This is a genomic window from Acidobacteriota bacterium (assembly GCA_016716905.1).
Taxonomy (GTDB): domain Bacteria; phylum Acidobacteriota; class Vicinamibacteria; order Vicinamibacterales; family SCN-69-37; genus SYFT01.
Map to the genome: position 1 here is coordinate 1,139,120 of JADJUS010000004.1, position 22,628 is coordinate 1,161,747.

Here is a 22,628-nt window from a genome sequence, read left to right on the forward strand (position 1 = left end):
CATGGACGCGCCGACAAAAAATAAGACATGGAGTGCTGCGGCACTCGGCATCGCGCTGATCGTCGCGGTGGCGATCGCGCGGCCGCTGTCGCAGGCCCCGCCGCGCCCGAACATCATCCTCATTCAGGCTGATGATCTGGGCTACGGCGACCTCAGTTCCTACGGCCAGGCGCAGTTTGCCACGCCGGGCCTGGACCGGCTCGCCCGCGAGGGCATTCGCTTCACGCAGTACTACGCGGGCAGCACCGTGTGTGCACCGTCACGTGCCGTCTTGATGACCGGGCTGCACACCGGCCACACGTGGATTCGTGGCAACGGCGAGTATCCCCTGCGCGCAGAAGACGTCACCGTCGGTATGTCACTTGAGAAGGCCGGCTATCGCACTGCGGTCATCGGCAAATGGGGACTGGGTACGCCAGGCACCACCGGTCAGCCAGACCGCAAGGGCTTCGCGTATTCATTTGGCATTCTCGATCACTCGCACGCCCATCGGCAGTTCACCGACCATCTTTACCGCAACGCCGAGCGTGTGCCGGTGGATGTTGAGAAGGACTACGTCAACGACCTGTTCACGGCCGACGCTGCGTCATTCATCGAGCGGCCCGATGCGCGACCGTTCTTCCTGTATCTCAACTACACCGTTCCCCACGCTGAACTCCGCGTTCCGGAGGATTCCCTGGCGCCCTTCCGAGAGCGGTTCCCGGAGACGCCGTTTGTGAACGCCATTGCGGACGCCAAACCCGTTGTTGGCCAACCCGACCGGCCGTCGCTTGGGTACCGTTCGCAGGCGAGTCCTCGCGCCACCTTTGCCGCAATGATCACGCGCATGGATCGCGACATCGCCAGGCTGACCGACCTTTTGCAGGAGCGAGGCCTCGATCGACAGACCCTGATCATGTTCATCAGCGACAACGGCCCGCATCGTGAGGGTGGTGCGGATCCCGTGTACTTCAAGAGTTCAGGTGGACTGCGTGGTATCAAACGCGACCTCTACGAGGGCGGCATCCGCGTGCCGATGATCGCGCGCTGGACGGGCACCATTCCCGCCGGGCAGGTGAGTGGACATCCCTGGGCGCATTGGGACATCTTCCCGACGCTCGCCGAGTTGTCTGGCGCATCCACGCCATCAGGTGTGGATGGCATGTCGATGGCCAATGCCCTCCGCGGCCGCGAACAGCCCGGTCACCCGTTCATGTACTGGGAGTTCCACGAACGCGGATTTCAGCAGGCGGGTCGCATGGGCTCCTGGAAGGCCGTTCGGATGGCGAAAGACGCGGCACTCGAACTGTACGACCTGTCAACGGACCCGTACGAACAGCAGAACGTCGCGGCAGCCAACCCTGAGGTGATTGCCCGAATGGAAGCGCACTTCCGGACCGCGAGGACCGACTCGGCCCTCTGGCCCGTGAAGTAGCCGCAGGTCGCGCGTCGCCTACCGGCCGTCGCCGTCGAGCAGTCCGCCCAGGGCTCCCAGCACTGAACCCTCTTCCTTGCGGCCGCCTGTCAGACCCGGCACCGCTGCCACGATGCGGTTCGCCAGCCGGCTCAGCGGCAGCGACTGCAGCCAGATCTTGCCGGGGCCCGTCAGCGTGGCGAAGAACAGGCCCTCGCCGCCAAACAGCGCCGTCTTGATCTTGCCGACGTACTGAATGTCGTAGTTCACCGACGGCATCATCGCCACGATGCAGCCGGTGTCGACGCGAAGGATCTCGCCCGGCTCGAGCGTGCGCTCGTGCAACGTGCCCCCGGCATGCACAAACGCCCAGCCGTCGCCCTCGAGCTTCTGCATGATGAAGCCTTCACCGCCGAAGAGCCCGACGCCCAACTTCCGCTGGAAGGCGATGCCGACGCTGACGCCTTTGGCTGCGGCGAGGAACGAGTCCTTCTGCGCGATGAGCACGCCGCCGATTTCAGACAGATGGACGGCAATGATCTTGCCTGGGTAGGGCGCGCCGAAGGCCAGCTTGCGCCGGCGGGTGGTGCGGTTCTGGAACACGGTCATGAACAGCGACTCACCGGTCAGCAGGCGTTTGCCTGCGCCCATCAGTGCGCCCATGATGCCGCTCTTCTGCTGCGCCGACCCGTCACCGAAAATGGTCTCCATCTCGATGCCGTCGTCCATATACATCATGCCGCCGGCTTCGGCCACGGTCGCTTCGTTGGGGTCCAGCTCCACTTCGACGAACTGCATGTCGTCGCCGAAGATCTTGTAGTCAATGTCGTGCATGTTTGCCATGTCTGCCCTTTACGCTCAGTTCTTCCAGATCGCGCCGTAGCCGAGATCCCACAGCTTCTTGTTCAACGCCGGAAGGTCGGTGCCGAGGATGTCTTCGGAGCGGCGCCTGAGCGCCGTCCATTCGGCGTTCATCTTCTCGAGCATGTCGAGTGACGACTGGTTCACCCGGGGCACATCGCTCTCGGTCTGGTTGACCAGGAACAGGTAGTTGGCCGTGAACATGTTCACAAAATTCTCCACGTCGTCGTAGGCCTTGGCTTTGCGCTGCACCATGGCGTCGTCCCACGCCTTCATCTTCTTGAGGAGCGCGTCGGCATCGCGCTTGACGGCCGCGAACTTGTCACCCGCGGGTAGTGCCGCGTGGATGGCCTCGAGCTGTTTCTGTTTCTCGTAGAGACTGTTGACGGCCTTGTGCATCGCGGTCACGTCAGTCTCCATCTGCGACATGATCGCGTGATACTCCCTGTAGCCGGAGGCGGTGGTGGGGTAGAGCGGATTGGGTTGGATCTCCGCTTCGGTGACGGCCGACTGCGTGCCCATCTTGAGGGTGAATCGATACGTGCCGGGAATGGCCTTGTGCCCGTCATAGCTCGCCTCGATGTAGACCCCAGGCACCCCGGGGATGAGGGGATACCGCATGTCCCAGACAAAGCGGTTCAAACCTTTGCCCTTGGGCAGCGTGGCATCAGCGTCGGGGCCGCCGTCCCATTTCTTAAAGTCGGCCTTTTTAGAGGAGAACGTGCGCACGGCCTTTCCCGCCGCATCCACGATCTCAAGTGTGATGTCGTCGGTCTTTGGCACTTCGGGCAGGTGGTAATAGAGCACGATGCCGTTGGCAGGATTCACGCCACGGAACTTGTTGGCTCCGGTGAACTCTTCGTCCGACTCATTGAGTTCGCTCCCGCCATTGGCGAGCAGCGCTGGGGCCGGCTGGAAGATCGAGAAGGCTGCCGTGTCCTTCTTGTACTGTCGAATCAGTGCGAGGTCGTCGAGGACCCAGAACGCACGGCCCGATGTGGCCGCGATCAGGTTCCCCTTGTGCACCCGCAGGTCGGTGATTGGCGTCACCGGCAGGTTCAACTGGAAGGGCGACCACTCCTTGCCGCCGTTCCACGAGACGAAAACGCCGAGTTCCGTGCCCGCGAAGAGCAGGTCACGTCTGACGTCGTCCTCGCGTACGACGCGGGTGAAGGCGTTGCCCGGGATGCCGTTGTCGATCTTCGTCCACGTCGCGCCATAGTCGGTGGTCTTGTAGAGGCCGGGCGCGTGATCGTTGAATTTGTATCGCGTGGTGGCGATGTAGGCCGTCGCTTTGTCGAACGGGGAGACCTCGATCGCATTGATCAGGCACTCGGCCAGGCCCGGCGGGGTGACGTTCTTCCATGTCGTGCCGCCGTCCCTCGTCACCTGCACCAGTCCATCGTCGCTGCCGGTCCAGATGACGCCTTTTTCGTGCGGCGATTCCATGACGTAGGCGAGGGTGCCGTAGTTCTCGGCTCCAACGGCTTCGTTGGTGTACGGGCCGCCGCCTTTGCCCTGCTTCTCTGCGATGTTGCGCGTCAGGTCGGGCGAGACTTCCTTCCAGGTCTTGCCCATATCCGAGGTCTTCAGCAGGAACTGTGCGCCGTGATAGTAGGTGTTCGGCTCGTGTTTGCTCCAGATGATCGGCGCGTTCCAGTTGTAGCGATACTTCATGTCCCTGGCGTCCATGCCAAGGTACTGAATGGGCGCCGCCATGACGTTTGTGCCGGCCGAGGCTTTTGTGTCGAGCACTTCAATCGTGCCCTGGTAGCTGCCGCCGAGCACGAATCTCGGGTTGTCGGGATCAAACGCCAGAAACGCGCTCTCGCCTCCGGCCGACGATGTCCAGCCAGCGGCGGTGATGCCGCCGGCGCCAAACTCCCGACTGGCAATCGACACCGACGAGTTGTCCTGCTGGCCCGCATAGATGCGGTAGGGGAACTGGTTGTCCACGTTGATGCGGTAGAACTGCGCGGTGGGCATGTTGCTTTGCACACCCCAGCTCTTGCCCCGGTCAAACGTGATCGAAGCGCCGCCGTCATTTGAGACGACGAAGTTGTCCGGGTTCTGCGGGTTGATCCACAGGTCGTGGTAGTCGCCATGCGGCGCCGACATCACGGTCCAGGTCTTTCCGCCGTCGTCTGAACGCAACATCGGCGCGCTCAGGACGTAGATGGTGTTTTCGTTTTTCGGATCGATAAAGAGTTCGATGTAGTACCACGCGCGCTGGACCAGGCGCGAGTCGCCCGAGACTTTACTCCAGCTCTTGCCGGCGTTGGTCGACACGTACAGGCCGCGCTCGTCCTTGTTCGAGTCGCTTTCGATCAGTGCGTACACCTTCTCGGGGTTGGACCGGCTGACGGCGATCGCCATCTTGCCCATTTCCTCTGGAAGGCCCTCCTTCATCCGTTCCCAGGTCTCGCCGCTGTCGATGGACTTGTAGAGGCCGCCACCGGGGCCGCCGCTGATGACTTTCCACGGCAGACGGCCGTATTCCCACATCGCCGCATACATGATGCGTGGGTTCGTCGCGTCCATCGAGAGCTCCGAGGAGCCCGTCCGCTCGTCGACGAAGAGCACGTTCTTCCAGGTGGTGCCGCCGTCCGTGGACTTGAACACGCCGCGCTGTTTCGACGAACTGTACAGCGCGCCCTGCGCCGCCACGTACACGATGTCGGGATTCTTCGGGTGCACGATGATGCGGGAAATGTGCTGCGTCTCGGCCAGGCCCATGTGTTTCCACGTCTTGCCCGCGTCGGTGGAGCGGTAGACGCCGTCCCCGTGGTGCGTCATGACGCCGCGCACGGCGTGTTCGCCCATGCCGACGTAGACGACGTTCACATCGCTTTCGGCCACGGCCACCGCACCGACCGATCCGGTCTTGAAGAAGCCATCCGACACGTTGCGCCAGCTGATGCCCATGTCGTCTGTCTTCCACAAGCCGCCGCCCGTCGTGCCCATGTAATAGGTCTTCGGGTCGCCAGGTACGCCGGTGCTGGCCACGGAGCGTCCGCCGCGAAACGGCCCGATGGACCGCCACTTCACCGGTTTGAAGAACGCGTTGAGGTCGTCGGCCGTGGGAGATGCCACCTGGGGAGGGGCCTGCGCTGACACCGTCACGGCCGCGCCACAGAGAACAAGAAGGAGCAGGAGTCGTTGAGTCATAGGTAACCGCCGCTCAGAATTATGAACGAAGACGAGGGGGAGGGGGACAGGTGAAATTGAGGATTGAGGATTGAGGGATTGAGGATCGGGATGGGTCGCAGCGATCGGCTATCCCCCGATCTCACAATTCGCCAATTCCCATCAGCGATCCTCAAGCAGCAATCCGTAAAATCCCGATCCTCAATCGCTCAATCCTCAATCCTGAATTGAACTGACGGGAGTTGGGCCCTCAATTGAATTGACGCGAATTGCCCGTCTGTTGCGGCGGTTGACCTGTGGCATGGCGGCGCCGACAATATCGGCGGGCCATGCTCAACGATCTTCGATACGCGTGGGGGCAGCTTCGACGGACGACGGGATTCACGGTGGTCGCCGTCGTCACGCTCGGGCTTGGGATCGCTGCCAACACCACATTCTTCGGGCTGATCGACGCGGCCGTGTGGCGGCCCATGCGCGCGATCAGTCTCGAGGATACGTATGACGTGCAGGTGGTCCGCCCACCTCGACCCCGTGTACCCGGCCAGAAGGGGTTCTTCGACTGGTCGCAGCGCCCCTTGACGTTGCCGCAACTGGAGTACCTGAAGTCGGTTCCCGAGTTGGGCATCGTCGCGGTCGGTGGCATCAGTGGGCGCAAGGTCACCGCGCAGACCGCCCACGACGCCGGGCGCCTGGCAATGGAGATCACGCGGGGTGACTACGCCGGCGTGACCCGTATGCGGCCGATCCACGGACGGCTCGCTGGCCTCGCGAATGATGGTCCGGGCACCGGGGCGCAGCTCGTGATCAGCGAGCGAATCTGGAGGCTGTGGTTCAGGGCTGACGTTGCGTCCGTTGGCCGCGACACGATCAGGATCAACCAGCAGGCGTTTACCGTGGCCGGCGTGGTGCCGGCTGCCCAGTCTCATCAGGGCACAGACATCTGGATGGCCGCAGAGACCTGGACGGGCGCTGACCCAACTATGGCAGATGGATTCGCCTCTTCGCTGGTACGGTTCCGCCCGGGCGCCGATCCCGAACGCCTGCGTCAGATGATTGACCAGTCGCTGGCGGCGGGCCCAGCGCCACCGCTGTCTGAATTCAGGACGCGCCTGGGTACTTTCGCTCCGGCGCTGGCGCAGGCGTCGACGGTGCGAATGACCTGGCTTGTGATGGCGCTCTCGATACTGGTGTTGTTCGCCGCATGCGCGAACCTGGCGAACATGCTCTATGCGCGTGCGGCGGCGCGGACCGGAGAGATTGCCGTTCGGCTGGCGCTCGGCGCCAGCCCGGCCAGGGTGTTCAGGCTCTTTGTGTTCGAGGCCGCCATCATCGCCGGCCTCGCGGCACTTGCCGGCGCGACGCTGGCCTGGCTGGGGCTGCGATATGTGAACAACGCCCTGCCAGGCGCGACGCTGGATCGCTATACCGGGATGCCTCTCGACATTTCACCCGACTGGCGCATGTTCGTGTATGCCGTTGCCGCGGGTGGCTTCGCGGCGCTCGTGGTGGGTGGGCTGACGGCGTGGCGGGGCAGCCGCACATCGCCCCTCCGCTTGTGTGGTTCGTCTGGCACCGCTCAAAGCACGAGTAGCGGCGGCACATGGACGCGCACAGCACTGGTCGCGGTGCAGGTCGGCGCAGCCGTCGTCTTGCTGCTTGGGACCGGGTTGTATTTGATTCGTGCGCTGTCGGAAGACGCGGCGTCCCATACGTTCGAGACCAGCAGACTTGCGACGGCGCAGATCGTGTTCGATGGGGATCGGTTCAATGCGACCCAGGTGCCGGATATGTTGCAGCGCGTGGTGACAGCCGTCGAGCAGCTCGAGGGAATCGACGCCGGCGCAATTGCCGATGGCATGTTCGGAGCGATGTATGCGCGGGCCAACGGCATGCTGAGTCTCACGGCCGAGGACGAGCGGGAACCGGGCACGCTGAGCCGTCGCCGGCTGTTGACGGGGTTGCAAGCCGCTGTATCTCCTGGTTTTTTGGACGTGCTTGGCCTCAAAGTGCTGAGTGGGCGCAATCTTCGCCCCACTGATCTTGATGGCGCACCCGAAGTCGTGTTGATCAGCGAAACCGCCGCCCGGACACTGTGGCCGGAGATGGACCCGCTTGGCAGGCGCGTTCGCCTTGCGGGCGATCGCCGGTGGTTCACCGTGGTTGGCACATTCGAAGATCCGATGCGTCAGGGGCAGGCGGCCTCGTCGACGTGCAGTCCGTGTGTGGCCCTCACGTCATGGGCGCAAATGAAGGGGCACCGGGAATGGCTCGTCGTCTTGCGAGCGGAACGGCCTGGCGTCGCGGTGCAGCAGTTGAGGCCGGCCGTGGATGCCATCAATCCGGACGTTCCCGTCTTCAACGCGACCGTGGCGGACCGTTCGATCTTCAGCGCAACCAATGCGGCGATTGCGCTCAGCGGCCTGGTCGGAGTGCTCGGACTGGTGTCGCTCGCCATCGCGGCACTCGGCGTCTACGGCGTCATGTCGTATTCGGTGAGCCGCCGCACAAAGGAGTTCGGCATTCGCCTCGCCCTTGGCGCCACGCCGTCTCGCATCGTGCGTGCGGTGGTAGACGACGCGGTGCATCTGGTGCTGGTCGGTCTGCTGCCGGGCGTGTTGCTGGCGAGCTGGGCCACACGTGCGTTCGAGGCGCGAATCGTGAATCTCATGCCGAATGACATCCCGACATGGTTCGCGGTGCCGACGCTCATCTTGATGATCGGCATCTTCGCCGCCTGGATCCCGGCGCGCCGCGCGTCGCGCGTCGACCCGAACGTCGCGCTCCGAGAGCTGTAGGCGGGCGGACGCCTCGGGCGCCCTCGGCGCCCGTCTCGCCCGCTTCAATTGAGGGTTGAGGATTGAGCGATTGAGGATCGGGATGGCACGGATGGCTGATTGCTGATGGTCGATCGGCAATTGTGGGATTGAGGGATCGCGGGATCTCTGGATTTCGAGATGGCGCGATCGAGCCATCGCACGATCGCAGCGATCAGCGATCCCGCGATCCCCCCATCCGCCAATTCCCATCAGCGATCCTCAATCAGCAATCCGTAAAATCCCGATCCTCAATCACTCAATCCTCAACCCTCAATTGCATGCCGGCTCCCGGTGTCATCGGCGCTGGATCGCGAACTTCTGCACCCGCCGCCCCGTGGACGCCTCGCCCACGTAAAGGTTGCCTTGCGAGTCCACGCTCATGCCGTGTGGGCGCAGCATCTGTCCCACTTGCCGGCCGCCGTGGCCGAATTCGCCGACGACCTCGAGCGTGGAACGCCGAAGGACCCACACTTTGTGATTCGTGCCGTCGGCCATGTAGAGCCACTGCTGTTGGGCATCCGGTGAGAGCACGATCACAAAGGCCGACCCAGACGAGAGCGTGGCAGGGGCGATCACTTTCTCGGCCAGGAACTTGCCCGACTGATCGAACACCTGGATGCGGTTGCCGCGACGGTCGGCCACATAGATCCGGCCGTCGTTTGAGCCCGTCAGACCGTGCACCGTCGAGAACTGTGTCGGCAGGGCGCCGCTCATCATGGATTTCGGGTCGAACTTCGCGGTGTCGTCGGGAGGCTTGCCGTAGGCGCCCCAGTGGCGGAGATACTTGCCCGTGGCGCCGTCCACCACAATCACGCGCCGGTTCCGGTACCCGTCGGCGATAAACGCCTCGTTGGTTTTCGGGTCCACCCAGATGCCGGCCGGACCGCCCATCAGGGTCGTGTCGGCGCTTCCGGCATTTTTGTCATGCTGGCCGATGGTGAGCAGGAGTTTGCCGTCGCGCGTGAACTTCATCACACGGTGGTGCTGATAACTGCCAATCCAGACATGGTCGTTGTGATCCACGAAGATGCCGTGCGGGTTGCGCGGCCAGTTTGACGTGTCGTCCATCGGACCCGTGCCCCAGCCCTGGACGATCTTCCCAGTCGCATCGAACTCCAGCACTGTGGGTGCCGCTTGGCAGCACGTGGCGATGGGCGGCGTCTGCGTCATGGACGTCTCTTCCTCGGTCAGCGTTTCGGGAAGGTGCGTCACCCAGACATGATTCTTCGCGTCCACGAACACGCCAGTGACGGCGCCAGGATCCAGTTGTTGGGCATCTCGAGCGGCCAGCTCGGATCCACCTTGAAGACCGGCGCCCCGGCCACCGGCTTGGCCTGGCCCGCAAGGGGAGGCCCCGTCAGGACGACGGCGAACGTGGCGGCACAGGCGACCAGCGCGAGCGAACGTGCAAGGGGGGTGGTTCAGCATGCGCACACGATACTCATTCACCCGCCCGGCCGCAATCGGTCAGCCGACCTTGCCAGGCCAGCCTGGAGGCGTATTATCTCGCCCATGACGCTCTTCAATCGCTTCCAGAGTCTTGACGCCCCATTCGCCTTCGTCGGCATGCTGGCGGTGGGGTATCTGTCGCTGTCGGGCCAGTACGTGATCATCGGCCGCGATACGCTCGCCACCTAGCCTCGTCGTGCGATCCCGGCGATCGGCCGGAATGGAATGGCAAGGCGTGGGAGTGCGAGCCCCGCGGCCTGGCGCCGCTCAAGCGGTCTGGCCCGGGCACCGTGTTTGAAGCCGGGTCAGAGGCCGAGCCGTCCACAGCCAAGTACGCCATGACGGTGGTCGATCATCCGTTCGAATCGCCGTTCCCCTACATCGACAAGACCATGCAGCTTGGCTACAACTCCAAAGACGGCCTCCGGAACAGCTCGACGGAGGCTGCGGTGTATCTGCAGTTCGAAAGCAAATACCAGCTCAACAATTCTCCCGACCCCGGCCAGAAGGTCTATGAGACGCACCTGACAGGCGTAGACACGAAGGGCGTGGAGCATCGCCACTACTCCAACGCATCCGCCTGGGATGGGTCGTTCGGCATCACCTCGATTGCCGCGACGACGCTGAATTTCATGAACTGGAATGACGTGCTGCTCGCACAACTGCTCGACAGGAGTTCGCCGCGAATGTGCCCCTGGTGAATGCGACCGACGCGAACGTGAAGTTCCAGGTGACCAACGCAGACCGGTCGGCCACGAATTTCCGGATCGCAGACTCGGGCAACTCCATGCGGCACGCGTTGACGATCGATGCGGGCACCAGGGACGCGCTGAACATCACCAACACGGATGGCAACTCAACCCACCTGACGATAAGGTCGGGCGCAAGCAACGCCAACTTCGCGCAGCTGGTGCAGGACGCGACAGCCACCGGCGACTTCGCCATCGTCACCGGCGTGCCGGCGGCCGCCATCAAGATGCTCACCGGCACGGCGGGTTCAAGGTGCAGACCCCGACGTTCGGCGCGGCGCTGGAAGTGACAGACGATGGCGTCACGCGGGCCGGGGCCTTGAGGTGACCGGGGCGGTCTATAGCGGATCCACCAGCGGGCCGTCGTGGACGTCGGGCGCCGGGAGTCCCGAGGGCGTGTTGGCCGCACCGGTTGGCAGCATGTATTCGCGCACGGACGGCGGTCCTGGTACCACGTTGTACGTCAAAGAGCAGGGCACGGGGAACACGGGCTGGGTGGCCAAGTAGAAACTTGTCAGCGCGTTACAGAATCGACGCTTGCCTCGGGTTGCCCGCGACATTAGAATGGCCGCCACCCTTTCCCGCAATCCGTAGGAGTCGGTCATGCGTAACAGGTTAGTTCTCAGCTTGGCGCTGGTGGCGGCAGCTCTGTTTACGAGCTCCAGCCTGCGGTCGGCCGCGTTTACAGGCACTATTGCCGGCACGGTGACGGAGGATAGCGGGTCAACGCCGCTGGTGGGGATCACTGTCACGGCGTACAACTCAAGCGGGAGCTGGATGGGCTCCGATACGACGATCGCCGGTGGTGTTGATGACATTCCCGGCCTGGCGCCGGGCACCTACTACGTCCGGACGTCCAACAGCGCCGGGTATGTGGACGAGGCGTGGGACGACCAGGAATGTGTGGCTTGCAACGTCCAGACGACCGGCGCGCCGGTCGTGGTTGTTGACAGCGCGACCACGACCATCGACTTTGAGCTGGCGCTGGGCGGCACCATCTCCCGGAACGGTGCTCGGCGCGGGAAACCCACTTGAGCAGAACGTCCCCGTGGGCACCAGCGTGTTTGTGACCATCGCCGATGCGGGGAACCAGTTCGTCGTCGGCGTCTCCACACCATTGCCGGCGGCCTGTTCACCACCCCGGCGCTGCCGGCGGGCACGTACTTCGCCAGAGTGTCGACCAACCTTGGCTATATCAATGAAATCTGGAACAACGTCCAGTGCCAGTTCAGCTGCCAGCTGACCAGCGCCGCCCCCATCGTCGTGACCGCGGGCGGCACCGCGTCGGGCATCAATTTTGACCTTGAGCAGGGCGCCCGGTTTTCGGGGTCCGTCGAGAACGGTGGGTCGACCGCACTGGCCGGTGTCCAAATCGACGTCCGGAATATCGCCAACCAGTCGGTGGCCTCAGCCACCACGGCCGCAGACGGCACCTTTACGACAAGCCCCGGCGTCCCGGCCGGCGACTACTTCCTGAAGACGTCGAACGCGCCGTCGTACATCAACGAAACCAACGACGGCCAGCCGTGTATCGGCTTCTGCGACCTTGAGGGCCGGACTCCGGTCACAGCGGCTGCAGGCTCCCTGACCACCGGCGTCGATTTTGTGCTCGACCCTGGCGGCAGCATCTCCGGCACCGTCCTCAACGCACTGTCAGCCCCGTTGCAGAACGTGACCGTCAACGTGGTGTCGATTACCGGTTCCACGATTACCTCTGGTTTCACGAATGCGGCAGGGCAGTTTACGTCGCGCGACGGGTTACTGCCCGGCACCTACTACCTGACAACCACCAACGGCCTTGGCTACATCAACCAGGTCTACCCGGCCATTCCGTGCCTGCCGAGCTGCACGGTGTCGTCGGGCACGCCCGTCAATATCGTGGGGACCGGCAGCGTGACCGGAATCAACTTCTCGATGGTGGCAGGTGGGCGTATCACCGGCCATGTCACCGGCGCCGGCGGCGTTGACCTGTCGGGCGTCACGGTATCTGTCATCAATGCGGCAGGCACCACGTTCTCAACCGGTTTCACGGACGCCAACGGCAACTACACCACCGGCACCGGGTTGCCGAACGGTTTCACTACCTCCGCACAGGCAACTCGCGGGGTCTGATCAACGAGGTGTACCCGGACGTCCTCTGCCAGGGCACGCTGTGTCCGTCACCGGTGGGCGTTGGCGTTCTGGTTGCGGTCACCGGAGGGGTGCTGCCGTTCGTCCCGGTCACCGTCGACATGGACCTCTCCGCAGGCGGCCGTATTTCCGGAACCGTTGCGGATGCGGGCTCATCGGCGGCAGTTGTCGGTGCTAACGTGCAGGTCTATTCGCTCACGGGGCAGTCACTCGGGTCGGCCACAACAGACGGCCTCGGTAACTACATCAGCAGCGCTGGCCTGACCACGGGGCAGTTCTACGTAAGAACCAGCAACGCACTTGGTTATATCGACGAACTCTATGACAACGTGGTGTGCGGCTTCTCGTGCCAGCTCAGCCTCGGCACCGATGTCGGCGTCACCACCGGCGCCGTGACGTCAGGCGTCGACTTCGGCCTCTCCTGGGCGGCACCATCACTGGCACGGTCACGACCGGCGGCGGGGCCACGCCGCTCGGCAACCTGAACGTGCAGATTGTGAACGCGGCGACCAATGCGATCACGGGTGATACGACCGACGCCTCGGGCAACTTCAGCGTGAAAGGCCTGCCCGACGGGCATACTACGCTCGCACAAGTAATGTGCAGGGCTACATCAATGAGGTCTACAACAACCTCCAATGTCCGCTCAACTGCACCAATATTTTGGCGCACCGCTCGTGATCGCGGGTGCCAACACCGTGGCGGGCGTGACCTTCGACCTTGAGGTCGGTGCGCGTATCGCTGGCGTGATTACTGATGACGTAAGCGGGCTGCCGATTCCCGGCGTGTCAGTCTCGATCGTTGAACTCTCGGGCTTGACGGTCGCGAACGGGACCACCAACTCGTTGGGCGAGTACATCAGCGGCGTCGGCCTGCCGACAGGCAGCTACTACGTCCGGACGAACAACAGCCTTGGCTATATCAACGAGCTGCATAACAACATCAGCTGCGCCACCGGGTGTTCCCTGGCAACAGGCGCGACGGTGCTCGCAACCGCTGGGAATGCACGACAGGCGTCAACTTCGGCCTGTCGGCGGGTGGCAGAGCATCGGGCCAGGTGATCGATGCCGGCACGGGTAACCCGCTTCAGGGCATCTTCGTGCAGATCTACGACGCCTCCGGCCGATCGGTCGGTGGCTCAAGCACTGATGCCTCGGGCAACTTTGTGACCGGCTCCGGCCTCTCCACCGGCACCTACTACGCGCGCACGACCAACAGTCAGGGGTACCTCGACGAGCTCTTCAACAACAAACCGTGCGTGGGTAGTTGTTCCGTGCTCGCGGGGGATGGCTTCGTGGTCACCGTGGGCGCGACCACGCCGAACATCAACTTCAGCCTGACGCAAGGTGGACGGATTTCAGGCACGATCACCGACGCCACGACGAGCGCGCCCCTCACCAGCGTCAGCGTCAGTGTGTATGACAGCACCGGCAGGTTCGTGGCGAGCGGTGGCACGAACTCGTTCGGCGTCTACACCACCAGCCAGGCCTGGCGACAGGCACCTACTACCTCCGCACGAACAACGGATTGGGTTATATCAACGAGCTGTTCGGCGGCACCGCGTGCGTGGGCAACTGCGTGGTCACGGCCGGCACGGCGATCTCGGTGACCAGCCCTGCGACCACAAGCGGTGTGAACTTCCAATTGTCGGCCGGTGGCCGCATCAGCGGCACCGTCACCGAGTTCGGCGGTGGAGTGCTCTCCGGTGTCTCAGTGACCATCTACAACTCCGCCGGTGTGGCAGTCAGCGGCAGCAGCACCAATGCGCTCGGCATTTACCGGACCACCGCTGGCCTGCCTGACGGGACGTATACCGCACGCACGTTTAATGGCCAGGGGCTCATCAACCAGCTCTACAGTGGCACGACCTGCCTTGGCCAGTGCGATGTGACACTGGGCGCCGGAATCACCATCGCCGGCCTTGCGGAAGTGTCGGGGGTCGACTTCGCTCTGACGCGGGGCGCCCGGGTTTCAGGCACCATCACGAACGGGGGCAATCCCGTTCCTGGGGCGTTGGGCTCGGTCTACAACAGCGCCAACGTGCGGGTGGCCACTGGCCAGGCCGACGGCAGCGGCAATTTCGTCACCAGTGAGGGACTGCCGCCTGACACCTACTTCGCGAGGTCCGACAACAGCGTGGGCCTGGTCAATCAGGTGTACTCCGGTATCGACTGCTTCGTGGTGTGCGACCCGACCACCGGTACAGGGATCGCTCTCTCCGGAACCGGCATCACGGGCGGCATCAACTTCGCGCTGACACCAGACGCCGACGGCGACGCAGACGGTATCGTCAACACCATCGACCCGCTGCCCGCCGCGTTCTCGAACGACTTCAACGACCTGCTCCAGGGCGGCACCAGCGACGGAACGATCTCGAACCGCGACACGTGGACCATCAAGGTGGGCGACGTTAGCCCGAGCGGTATCCAGATTGACCTGTCCGGGGTGGGCGGCGCCGCAGCCACCTTCGACGTCTGCGCCCTCAACGGGACACAGCGCATCCTGCTGGATGTTGCCGGTGAAAGCGCCGTCTACGCGTGCGACGCGACGACGGGCAGCACGTCGGTGCGCGCGCTCAATGCGCTTCCGATTGTCGAACTGCGCGACCCGGCTACCGGGCCGGGCATCATCATCCAACTGGGCACCGGACAGGGCGCAACGACGGGCAGCCCCGTGACGGCGCTCTCCAGCAACACGGACGCCATCACCGTCATCATCGTTGATGGCACCGGCTCGCCGATCGGGTCGTTCGAGCTCGACGCCGGCGAATCCGCGCTTGTGGTGGTCAATCCCGACGGCAGTGCTGATGCCGAAGTGATCGAGGGCGTCGTCGAAATCACCGTGCGTGGTGAATCGGTGGTCCTTGAACCTGGTGAGACGTACGACTTCCCGCCGCCGGTGGGACCGGGCTACACGTTCACCGGCTTCTTCTCGCCGCTGTCGAATCCGCCGGCCGTCAATATCGAGAACGCGGGCCACGTCATCCCTGTGCTCTTCAGCCTCGGCGGTCCGCAGGGGCTGGACGTGCTGGCGCCTGGATTCCCGAAGGCGCAGCCGATGTCGTGCACGGATTGGACACCGCTCGGGCCGGCCGTGTCGACGAATGCGTTCCTGGGTGTGGGCCTGACCTATCTGGCGGGACCCGACCGCTACGCGTACCTCTGGAAGACAGACTCGGCGTGGACGGGCACCTGCCGGCAGCTGCAGGTCATGCTCGACGACGGCTCGACGCACGTGGCGAACATCAAGTTCAAGGGCTTCACCTTCACGGGCTTCTTCTCGCCGGTGAAGAATCCGCCATTCCTGAACAACGAGAACGCAGGGTCCTTCGTCCAACTGCACTTCTCGCTGGGCGGCTTCGAGGGCTTTGATGTCTTCGCGGGTGGGTCACCGACGTCTCAGCAGATCAACTGCTCGACCAAGGCGCCCATCGGTGTACCTCAGGCCATCGGGTCACCAAGCGGCCTGCTGTACAACCCGTTCAACGGGCGCTACACCTACGTCTGGAAGACCCAAAATTCCTGGAAGAACACCTGTCGTGAATTCCAGGCTACGTTCGACGACGGCACCACCAAGACCGCTTGGTTCAAGTTCAAGTAGTCCGGAAGTGAGTCAACGACCCCGGTCGGGGCGGCACGCGCCGCCCCTTCCGGGGTCTTCGTTTGTACGGCCTACTCGCCCTGGCCCTTGAACTGATCCCGCTCGTCCGCAAACAACAGGTTAAAACTGGTGAGCGAGCCGTAGCAGCCGGTGATGTACGCCTGCAGCTTCACCTTCCCATCGTCGGGCAGGTCCGACGCATTGATGTGTTGTTCGAGCGTCCTGAGACGATTGCGAAGCATCACGACCTTGTGAAAGAACGTTTCGATCGGCCAGGTCTTTTCCTGAAGGGAGGCATCGGCCGGCCGAAGCACCATGGTGCCGCCGCGCCACTTGGCCGCCGGCGTGACGGTGGTGGCCCCGTTCTCCTCGCGAATCACACGACGAAGCAGCAGCTCCAGATCTTCGGGATGGTCGACGGGTGTCATCGGGAGGGTCCTTTCACGTTCACTGACGATGGGAAATGGGGCCGCGGCCGCGGCCGCGGTCGCGGTCCGTGGCGCGCCTGAGTGAGAGGGCGCTCGCGACGCCATCGCGCCGGTGTCGGCATCCACTCGCGGACCACCGCGGAAGTTGTGTTCGCTGTCGCAATAACCGCAGCGCACGCGCAACGGCACACACTGCCCGTCGGTGGCGACGATGGTGTGCATGCGGTCGGTCTTGCAGGCGCGGCAGAAGTCTTCGATGTCCTGACCAGCTCTGGGCACAATGATCAGATTGTAGAGGTATATTCACGTCCGATGACACGCCGTGCCTCGCTCCTGGCCGCAGCCCTGTATGTGGTGCTCGCCGTAGGGATGACGTGGCCGCTGGTCACCGTCATCGATCGCGAGATCGCCTGGGACATGGGGGATCCGGTGCTCAATGCCCGGATCATTCAGTGGACCGGCGGCCAGGTGCTGGCGTTTCTGAGCGGTGATCTCGGTGCACTCGGCCGCTATTGGCACGGCAACATCTTCTACCCGGAACCACTAACGATCGCCTACTCCGAGCACCTGACGCCGCAGATGCTGCAGGCGCTGCCCATCCTCGCAGCCACCGACAACGTGATTCTTGGGTAACCTGGTGTTCCTGGCCACGTTTGTCCTGTCAGGGCTCGGCATGTTTCTGTTGGTGCGCGATCTCACCGGCCGGCCTGTCGCCGCGCTCATCGCAGGAATCGCGTTTGCATTCGCGCCATCCGAATCTCACAGCTTTCCCACGTGCAGGTGTTGTCGGCCCAGTGGATGCCGTTTGTGCTCTACGGATTCCGCCGGTTTCTTGAGACAGGCCGACGGCGGTCGCTGGTTGGAGGATCAGCGGCCCTCGTCGCGCAGAACCTGTCGTGCGGCTACTACTTGTTGTTTTTCTCCCCGTTCGCGGCGGCGTATGTGGTGTACGAACTTGCGGCCAGACGGCGTCTTCGAGACTGGGCGACCTGGCGCGCGTTTTCAATCGCCGCAGTTGTTGTCGGAGCCATGACGCTTCCGTTCCTGCTGCCGTACCTCAGCGTCAGGGACAGCGGCGTCGGCGTCAGGTCGCTCGGCGAGATCTCGATGTTTTCCGCCGACGTGCACGCGTTCGCGACGGCGCCCGGCTGGTCGTGGCTCTGGGGTGAACGATTGGACACTTTTCTGCGGCCCGAAGGGGAGGCGTTCCCCGGATTGTCAGTGCTCGGCCTGGCTGCCGTCGGCATACTGGCGGGACTCGCCGGCCGGTGGCCGTCGATCCGCCAGGCTCTCGTGAGAGGCATCCGCCGGTCGACAGGTGGCAATCGGCGCGCTCCTGGTGTTGACGGCCGTCCATATCTTCGCCACGGTCATCGTCCTGACGACCGCGGGATTCCCGGTGCTGATCCAAGGCGTCTGGGCTGGAGTCTCGGGAAGCGGGCGGCGTGTTGCTACGCACGGTCCTGTTGGCGGCGGCGCTTGTGACCGTGGTCATGCATCCGTTCCGGCGGCGCGAAGGCATCGAGGCTTCTCCCTGGTTGTTTTACGCAGTGGCGGCTGTTGCAGCCGCGGTGCTGGCCCCTGGGACCCAACATCGCTGTCGCAGGATTGGTGGTCTCACCGGGACCGTACGCCTTGCTCATGCAATACGTCCCGGGCTTCGACGGCTTGCGGGTGCCGGCACGCTACGTGATGCTCGTTGCGTTGTTTCTGGCGGTATTGGCCGGCCTGGGCGCATCGGCGCTCATCGCCCGCGCGCGGAGGTTCGGCACCGCGTGTGTCATCGCCGCCGGTGTGTTCATGATGGTGGAGGGATGGGCCGGACCCTTCCAGACGGATGTTCCCATCGACGCGTACGACATGAACCTGACACCCCGGCCTCTGCCGGTTGGGCGGCGTATCCCGCCTGTCTATCGCATCATTCGCGATTCGTCCGAGCCCGTGGTACTGATCGAGTTTCCGTTCGGAGTCCCTGCGTGGGACCTGTTTGCCGCGTTTAATGCCGGGTATCACCGGAAGCCTCTGGTCAACGGGTATTCCGGATTTTTCCCGGAGAGCCAGCATCGGCTCATCGGTGCGTTGAATGCGAGGACCAGGGATCCCAACCCGGCGTGGCGTGCGCTGGTGGACACTGGTGTGACACACATTTTGGTGCACGAGGGGGCGTTCCCGGTTGAGCGGGGCGCCGGAGTGTCCGACTGGCTGAGGACATCCGGCGCGCGTGAACTCGTCACCGACGGCACCGATCGGCTCTTCGCCGTGCGATAGAGGCGCGTCCCGGGCTGAAGCCCGGGACCTCCGCCAGCTCGTGACCGGTGATCAGGGAGGGCATGCGGCTGCCTCAGCCCGTGCCGTGCGCTAACTCGTCATCGCGTAGACGACGACGTTGACGGCGAAGCGAGTGTTGTCGTCGGTCCTGAAGCGTTTGTTGCGCCAGTCGTAGTCCCACTCGCAGCCGTAGTCTTTGTTTGAGTACAACACCGCCACGCGGCCTTTGCGGTCCACGGCGCGCAGGTAGTCGTGTACGAGGTCGTCGCCCCAGCCGTTGAGTTCGTGGGAGGTCTGCGGGGACCGTCCGGAAAGTCGAAGAACGACGAATAGAGGGCGTGGCGGTTGGGGAGCTTTGGCATCGCCGCAGCCTTCGGGTCGTCGGCAAACACCCGGCGCATTTCTTCTTCGAAGGTCCTGGCGCACAGGCCGTCGATGTCGTGGTTGCAGTCGTCGGAAAACAACAGGCCGCCGGTGTCGGCGAAGTGCCGCAGGCCCGTGCGTTCGCGTTCGTTGAGCCGCACCAGTTTGTGACCCGTCATGAAGAGGAAAGGGAAGGCGAGCAACTCTTCCGGAGTCGAGCGTGATGACCACTTCATCGGGGTAGACCGGGATGGTGGTGTATTCCACCACCGAGTTCAGCACGTTGGCCGCCACCTTCGGGTTGTAGTCCCAGTCGCCGGAGTCGTAGCGCACGCGCGCGAAGACGAACTCCGAACCGCGCGGTCCGGCATTTCGCGGCTTGGCCGGAGGCAACTGAATCACGACCCGATCTTACTTCCTCAATTCCCATCCCCAAATCAGCCATCAGCAATCAGCCATCCCGACCCTCAATCCTCAATCCTCAAGCCTCCATTTCAGCGGGCCCCCGTCTACCTTTGTCCGGGCCTCGCGTATTAGCTGGCAGGAGATTCCTGATGCGACTGATGCGATCGACGAGACTGGCCGTGAGTGTGGGCGTGGTGATGCTGGCAGTGGGTGGCGGGTGGGTGACGACCGCGACGGTTGGGGCCCAGGCGCGCACGGCGGCGGCACAGGCCTCCCAGGAGACGCAGGGCGCCGATGATATCCGGCGCGAATTCAGGGCGATACTCGAGCAGTTTCCACCGGCCCTCGGCGTGGTGCTCAAATCCGACCCCACACTGTTGACCAACCCCGCCTATCTCACGCCGCACCCGGCGCTGGCGAAATACCTGTCGGATCATCCGGAGATTGCGCGCAACCCCACGTATTTCCTTGAACACGTCGAACTGGTCCAGTGGATGGACTCCCGGTATGGCGGTCGACGGGCTGCGACGCCGATGACGATCGACGAACAGATGAGGCTTGAAGCCATCAGCACCTGGCGCGAGACGATGAGTAGCTTCCTGTTCCTTCTCGGATTCGTCGCCGCTGCCTCGGCACTTGTCTGGATCTTCCGCTACATCGTTGAACACCGGCGGTGGCTGCGCGCCACCCGCATTCAATCTGAGGCGCACAACAAATTGCTGGAGCGCTTCTCGTCGAGTGCGGAACTGGCCGCCTATATGGAGTCGCCCGCCGGGGGCAGTTCCTGGCGTCGTCGCCGCTCTCGGTCGAATCAGCCACCCGCCGCGCGCCCGGTGCGCCGTTCAGTCGAATCCTGTGGTCGGCACAGGCGGGTGTCGTGCTGATCGCCGCGGGGGTTGGGTTCATGCTCATCCAGTGGCGGATGGTGGATCGGGCGGATGAAGTGGCGCAGATGCTGGGCGCCTGGGGCACGTTCTCCATCGCGGTCGGTGTAGGATTTGTGATCTCCGCCGCGATGTCTTACGTCATCTCTTCCAGAATGGGACTGCTGGGCGAACCAAAAGCATGAGCATCCGCCAGACCACCTTCGACGCGGCATCGACGGTTGATATCACCGCCGACGTGACGTTCCAGATGGACGAGGAGGCGTTTGGCGGGTTCTACAACCGGACCTCGCGCCTGCTGTGGGCTTACCTCGCGCGGATGACCGGAGACCGTCAACTGGCCGACGACCTGCTGCAGGAGTGTTACTACCGGTTCCTGCGCGCAGACGCGCGGCTCGAGACCGAATCACATCGTCGCCACTACCTCTTCCGCATCGCGACCAATCTGGTGCGCGATGGTGTGCGTCGCCGGCGCACGCAGCCGTCCCCGGTGTCACAGGAAGTCACGCCAGAGGCCATGGGCGACCCACAACACGTGGAAGAGCTGAACCGGCGCCTGGATGTGACGCGCGCCATGGACCGCCTCAAGCCCCGGGATCGCGCGATGTTGTGGCTGGCCTACGCGCAGGGCGCCTCGCACGATGAGATTGCCCGCATGGTGGGTGTGCGGCCGTCGAGCATGAAGGCGCTGTTGAGCCGCGCCCGTCGCAAACTCGCGAGTGCATTGGGTGCCGCGCCAGCCGGGGGAGGCAGCGCGTCATGATCGGCCCCACCTGCACGCATGAGCGCGACGTCCTTGATCTGGTGGCCGTGGGCCAATGGCCGCAGCGGGCCTCAACCACGCTTCGCGCCCACGTGACGTCGTGTTCCTCGTGCGCCGAGGTGGCAGCCATTGCCGCCGCCGTGCGGGAGTGGGACGACAGCGAAGCGATGCCGCACGTGCCGGACGCCGCGGTCGTGTGGCGCCGGGCGCAGATGCGGGCGCACGAGGCCGCGGCGCGCACAGCGTCGCGACCGATCTGGGCCGCGCAGGTGGCCGCGGTTGCGGGCTTTGTCGCAGCGCTTGTGTGGATAGGACCCAGTGCCGGCTGGTATGGATCGGCCTGGCAATCGCTCACCGGGGCCGTGCCGCAGATGGCGAGCATGCCCACGGTGTCGCTCTGGCCCGATGGACTCAGCCTGAGCAGTCTGATGTCGGGCTGGGGGCGCGTGGCGTTATTGACGCTCGGCGGCGTCGCCCTGCTCGCGTCACTCGTGGCCGGCGCCGTCAGAATGTCCGAGCGCGCCGAAATTTCAGACCGGTAGCGTTCCGTACGTAGCGCGGCCTGGGTCTCAAGGCCGCGGACACCGGCGCGCTTGAAGCCCAGCGCGCCCTACGAAATACCGGATGAACGAAACCGCCTTAGCACCGGTCGCGCATCGAGATTGAATTGAGCGTGATGCTGATGGCGTTGCCGGCATCATCCACGGCTGTCAGGATCACGCGGCCCGTGGAGTCTTCCACGTTGACGCCACCCGGGTAGCCCGACTCCACCGTCACCGTCCGGCTTGCGCCAGGGCCCACGATGTTTGAACCCGCGAGTGCCGACACGTCGGCCGCCGAAAGCGCGCGATGGTAGCGCTGCACGCCGTTGATGTCCGTCATCGTGATCTCGAGCAGCGTGATCCGGAACCCGATGTTGTTGCTCGATTCGCGGATCACCACAGCCATCTGCGCGCGATTCGGTGAACAGAGTCTGGCGAACGTCGGCGTGACCTCAGCCGTGGCGCGCATCGCCACGGTGGCGGCAAGCGAGCCGACCTGGCCCAGGTGCGTGGCCGTGATGGTGGTGGCCCCGTTGGTCAACGCGGTGACCAGGCCCGTGCCCGAGACTGTGGCAACCGTGGAAGCACTGGATGCCCAGGTGGCCGTGCCCGTGACGTCGGTGGAGGTCCCGTCGGTCAGCCGTGCGGAGGCCGCAAGCTGCGACGTCTGGTTGCGGTTGGCAAACGACACGGATGTGGCGCCGGCTGCCGCGGTGACCGTGACGGTTTGAACGGTGGGCGAGGGGGTGCCTTTGCTGGCCTCGCAGGAAGCCGCGATCAGTCCCAGCGCAAGAATGGTGAGCAGTTTTCGCGTCATGCGGAACATCGTA

Annotated in this window: 24 protein-coding genes and 1 pseudogene; 19 read left to right on the top strand and 6 right to left on the bottom strand. The window is 64.0% G+C overall.

The genetic code is table 11. The features are described 5' to 3' along the window. Position 1: 1 nt before the first annotated feature. Positions 2-1,414: an arylsulfatase gene (locus IPL75_09085; GenBank protein ID MBK9240409.1), complete on the top strand. Its 1,413-nt coding sequence runs from the start codon at positions 2-4 to the stop codon at positions 1,412-1,414. Between the two features lie 18 nt (positions 1,415-1,432). On the opposite strand, the gene IPL75_09090 is transcribed toward IPL75_09085, so the two are convergent. Together IPL75_09090 and IPL75_09095 are read right to left on the bottom strand one after the other, a co-directional pair. Next, positions 1,433-2,236: a TIGR00266 family protein gene (locus IPL75_09090; protein ID MBK9240410.1), complete on the bottom strand. Its 804-nt coding sequence runs from the start codon at positions 2,234-2,236 to the stop codon at positions 1,433-1,435. 15 nt (positions 2,237-2,251) lie between these two features. Further along, entirely contained in the window at positions 2,252-5,422 is a 3,171-nt protein-coding gene (locus tag IPL75_09095) for a glycosyl hydrolase (GenBank protein ID MBK9240411.1), read from the bottom strand. 308 nt (positions 5,423-5,730) lie between these two features. On the opposite strand from IPL75_09095, the gene IPL75_09100 reads away from it, so the two are divergent. Further along, complete coding sequence (locus tag IPL75_09100; protein ID MBK9240412.1) at positions 5,731-8,196, top strand: ABC transporter permease; 2,466 nt, start codon at positions 5,731-5,733, stop codon at positions 8,194-8,196. 315 nt (positions 8,197-8,511) lie between these two features. Here the strand turns inward: IPL75_09100 and IPL75_09105 are convergent, their stop codons facing one another. Next, positions 8,512-9,429, bottom strand: a complete 918-nt coding sequence (locus IPL75_09105; protein MBK9240413.1) for a hypothetical protein — start codon at positions 9,427-9,429, stop codon at positions 8,512-8,514. A 6-nt stretch (positions 9,430-9,435) separates the two neighbouring features. Here IPL75_09105 and IPL75_09110 point away from each other — a divergent pair, with 6 nt between their 5' ends. The 10 genes from IPL75_09110 (at position 9,436) to IPL75_09155 (ending at position 16,145) form a co-directional block, all read left to right on the top strand. Then, positions 9,436-9,855 carry a hypothetical protein gene (locus tag IPL75_09110; GenBank protein MBK9240414.1) on the top strand — a complete coding sequence of 140 codons (420 nt, stop codon included), beginning with the start codon at positions 9,436-9,438 and terminating at the stop codon, positions 9,853-9,855. A 101-nt stretch (positions 9,856-9,956) separates the two neighbouring features. Further along, positions 9,957-10,367: a hypothetical protein gene (locus IPL75_09115; GenBank protein ID MBK9240415.1), complete on the top strand. Its 411-nt coding sequence runs from the start codon at positions 9,957-9,959 to the stop codon at positions 10,365-10,367. Then, a complete protein-coding gene (locus IPL75_09120) occupies positions 10,364-10,705 on the top strand; it encodes a hypothetical protein (protein MBK9240416.1) in 342 nt (113 codons plus the stop codon). The genes IPL75_09115 and IPL75_09120 overlap by 4 nt, the downstream gene beginning before the upstream one ends. Positions 10,706-10,739: 34 nt before the next feature. Next, on the top strand, positions 10,740-10,922 hold the full coding sequence (locus tag IPL75_09125; GenBank protein ID MBK9240417.1) for a hypothetical protein: 183 nt from the start codon (positions 10,740-10,742) through the stop codon (positions 10,920-10,922). A 96-nt stretch (positions 10,923-11,018) separates the two neighbouring features. Beyond that, positions 11,019-11,450 (top strand): hypothetical protein, encoded by a 432-nt coding sequence (locus tag IPL75_09130; GenBank protein ID MBK9240418.1) that lies wholly within the window; start codon positions 11,019-11,021, stop codon positions 11,448-11,450. Positions 11,451-11,588: 138 nt separating this feature from the next. Further along, on the top strand, positions 11,589-12,527 hold the full coding sequence (locus tag IPL75_09135; protein MBK9240419.1) for a carboxypeptidase regulatory-like domain-containing protein: 939 nt from the start codon (positions 11,589-11,591) through the stop codon (positions 12,525-12,527). Between the two features lie 364 nt (positions 12,528-12,891). After that, on the top strand, positions 12,892-13,269 hold the full coding sequence (locus IPL75_09140) for a carboxypeptidase regulatory-like domain-containing protein (protein MBK9240420.1): 378 nt from the start codon (positions 12,892-12,894) through the stop codon (positions 13,267-13,269). After that, the gene (locus IPL75_09145) at positions 13,184-13,606 is read left to right on the top strand and encodes a carboxypeptidase regulatory-like domain-containing protein (protein ID MBK9240421.1); all 423 of its coding nucleotides are present in this window, start codon (positions 13,184-13,186) and stop codon (positions 13,604-13,606) included. Before IPL75_09140 ends, IPL75_09145 begins: the two co-directional genes overlap by 86 nt. Continuing rightward, positions 13,603-14,154: a hypothetical protein gene (locus IPL75_09150; protein MBK9240422.1), complete on the top strand. Its 552-nt coding sequence runs from the start codon at positions 13,603-13,605 to the stop codon at positions 14,152-14,154. Before IPL75_09145 ends, IPL75_09150 begins: the two co-directional genes overlap by 4 nt. Beyond that, positions 14,073-16,145, top strand: a complete 2,073-nt coding sequence (locus tag IPL75_09155; protein MBK9240423.1) for a PxKF domain-containing protein — start codon at positions 14,073-14,075, stop codon at positions 16,143-16,145. The genes IPL75_09150 and IPL75_09155 overlap by 82 nt, the downstream gene beginning before the upstream one ends. Positions 16,146-16,216: 71 nt before the next feature. On the opposite strand, the gene IPL75_09160 is transcribed toward IPL75_09155, so the two are convergent. Continuing rightward, a complete protein-coding gene (locus IPL75_09160; GenBank protein MBK9240424.1) occupies positions 16,217-16,852 on the bottom strand; it encodes a hypothetical protein in 636 nt (211 codons plus the stop codon). Between the two features lie 33 nt (positions 16,853-16,885). Between IPL75_09160 and IPL75_09165 the strand changes: the two genes are divergently transcribed. From IPL75_09165 to IPL75_09175, 3 genes are all read left to right on the top strand, one after another. Then, positions 16,886-17,206 (top strand): hypothetical protein, encoded by a 321-nt coding sequence (locus tag IPL75_09165; GenBank protein MBK9240425.1) that lies wholly within the window; start codon positions 16,886-16,888, stop codon positions 17,204-17,206. A 141-nt stretch (positions 17,207-17,347) separates the two neighbouring features. Then, positions 17,348-18,058 carry a hypothetical protein gene (locus IPL75_09170; protein ID MBK9240426.1) on the top strand — a complete coding sequence of 237 codons (711 nt, stop codon included), beginning with the start codon at positions 17,348-17,350 and terminating at the stop codon, positions 18,056-18,058. Positions 18,059-18,214: 156 nt separating this feature from the next. Beyond that, a complete protein-coding gene (locus IPL75_09175) occupies positions 18,215-18,841 on the top strand; it encodes a hypothetical protein (GenBank protein ID MBK9240427.1) in 627 nt (208 codons plus the stop codon). Positions 18,842-18,931: 90 nt separating this feature from the next. On the opposite strand, the pseudogene IPL75_09180 reads toward IPL75_09175, so the two are convergent. Continuing rightward, positions 18,932-19,597, bottom strand: a pseudogene (locus tag IPL75_09180) (DUF4159 domain-containing protein). Positions 19,598-19,758: 161 nt separating this feature from the next. Here IPL75_09180 and IPL75_09185 point away from each other — a divergent pair. Genes IPL75_09185 through IPL75_09200 form a run of 4 tightly spaced genes read left to right on the top strand, consistent with a single transcriptional unit; the run spans position 19,759 to position 21,798 of the window. Further along, positions 19,759-20,493, top strand: a complete 735-nt coding sequence (locus IPL75_09185; GenBank protein MBK9240428.1) for a hypothetical protein — start codon at positions 19,759-19,761, stop codon at positions 20,491-20,493. Further along, on the top strand, positions 20,487-20,678 hold the full coding sequence (locus IPL75_09190) for a hypothetical protein (GenBank protein ID MBK9240429.1): 192 nt from the start codon (positions 20,487-20,489) through the stop codon (positions 20,676-20,678). The genes IPL75_09185 and IPL75_09190 overlap by 7 nt, the downstream gene beginning before the upstream one ends. After that, the gene (locus IPL75_09195; GenBank protein MBK9240430.1) at positions 20,675-21,256 is read left to right on the top strand and encodes a sigma-70 family RNA polymerase sigma factor; all 582 of its coding nucleotides are present in this window, start codon (positions 20,675-20,677) and stop codon (positions 21,254-21,256) included. Before IPL75_09190 ends, IPL75_09195 begins: the two co-directional genes overlap by 4 nt. Next, positions 21,253-21,798: a hypothetical protein gene (locus IPL75_09200; GenBank protein ID MBK9240431.1), complete on the top strand. Its 546-nt coding sequence runs from the start codon at positions 21,253-21,255 to the stop codon at positions 21,796-21,798. Before IPL75_09195 ends, IPL75_09200 begins: the two co-directional genes overlap by 4 nt. A gap of 97 nt (positions 21,799-21,895) precedes the next feature. On the opposite strand, the gene IPL75_09205 is transcribed toward IPL75_09200, so the two are convergent. Further along, positions 21,896-22,615: an Ig-like domain-containing protein gene (locus IPL75_09205; GenBank protein MBK9240432.1), complete on the bottom strand. Its 720-nt coding sequence runs from the start codon at positions 22,613-22,615 to the stop codon at positions 21,896-21,898. Positions 22,616-22,628 lie beyond the last annotated feature (13 nt).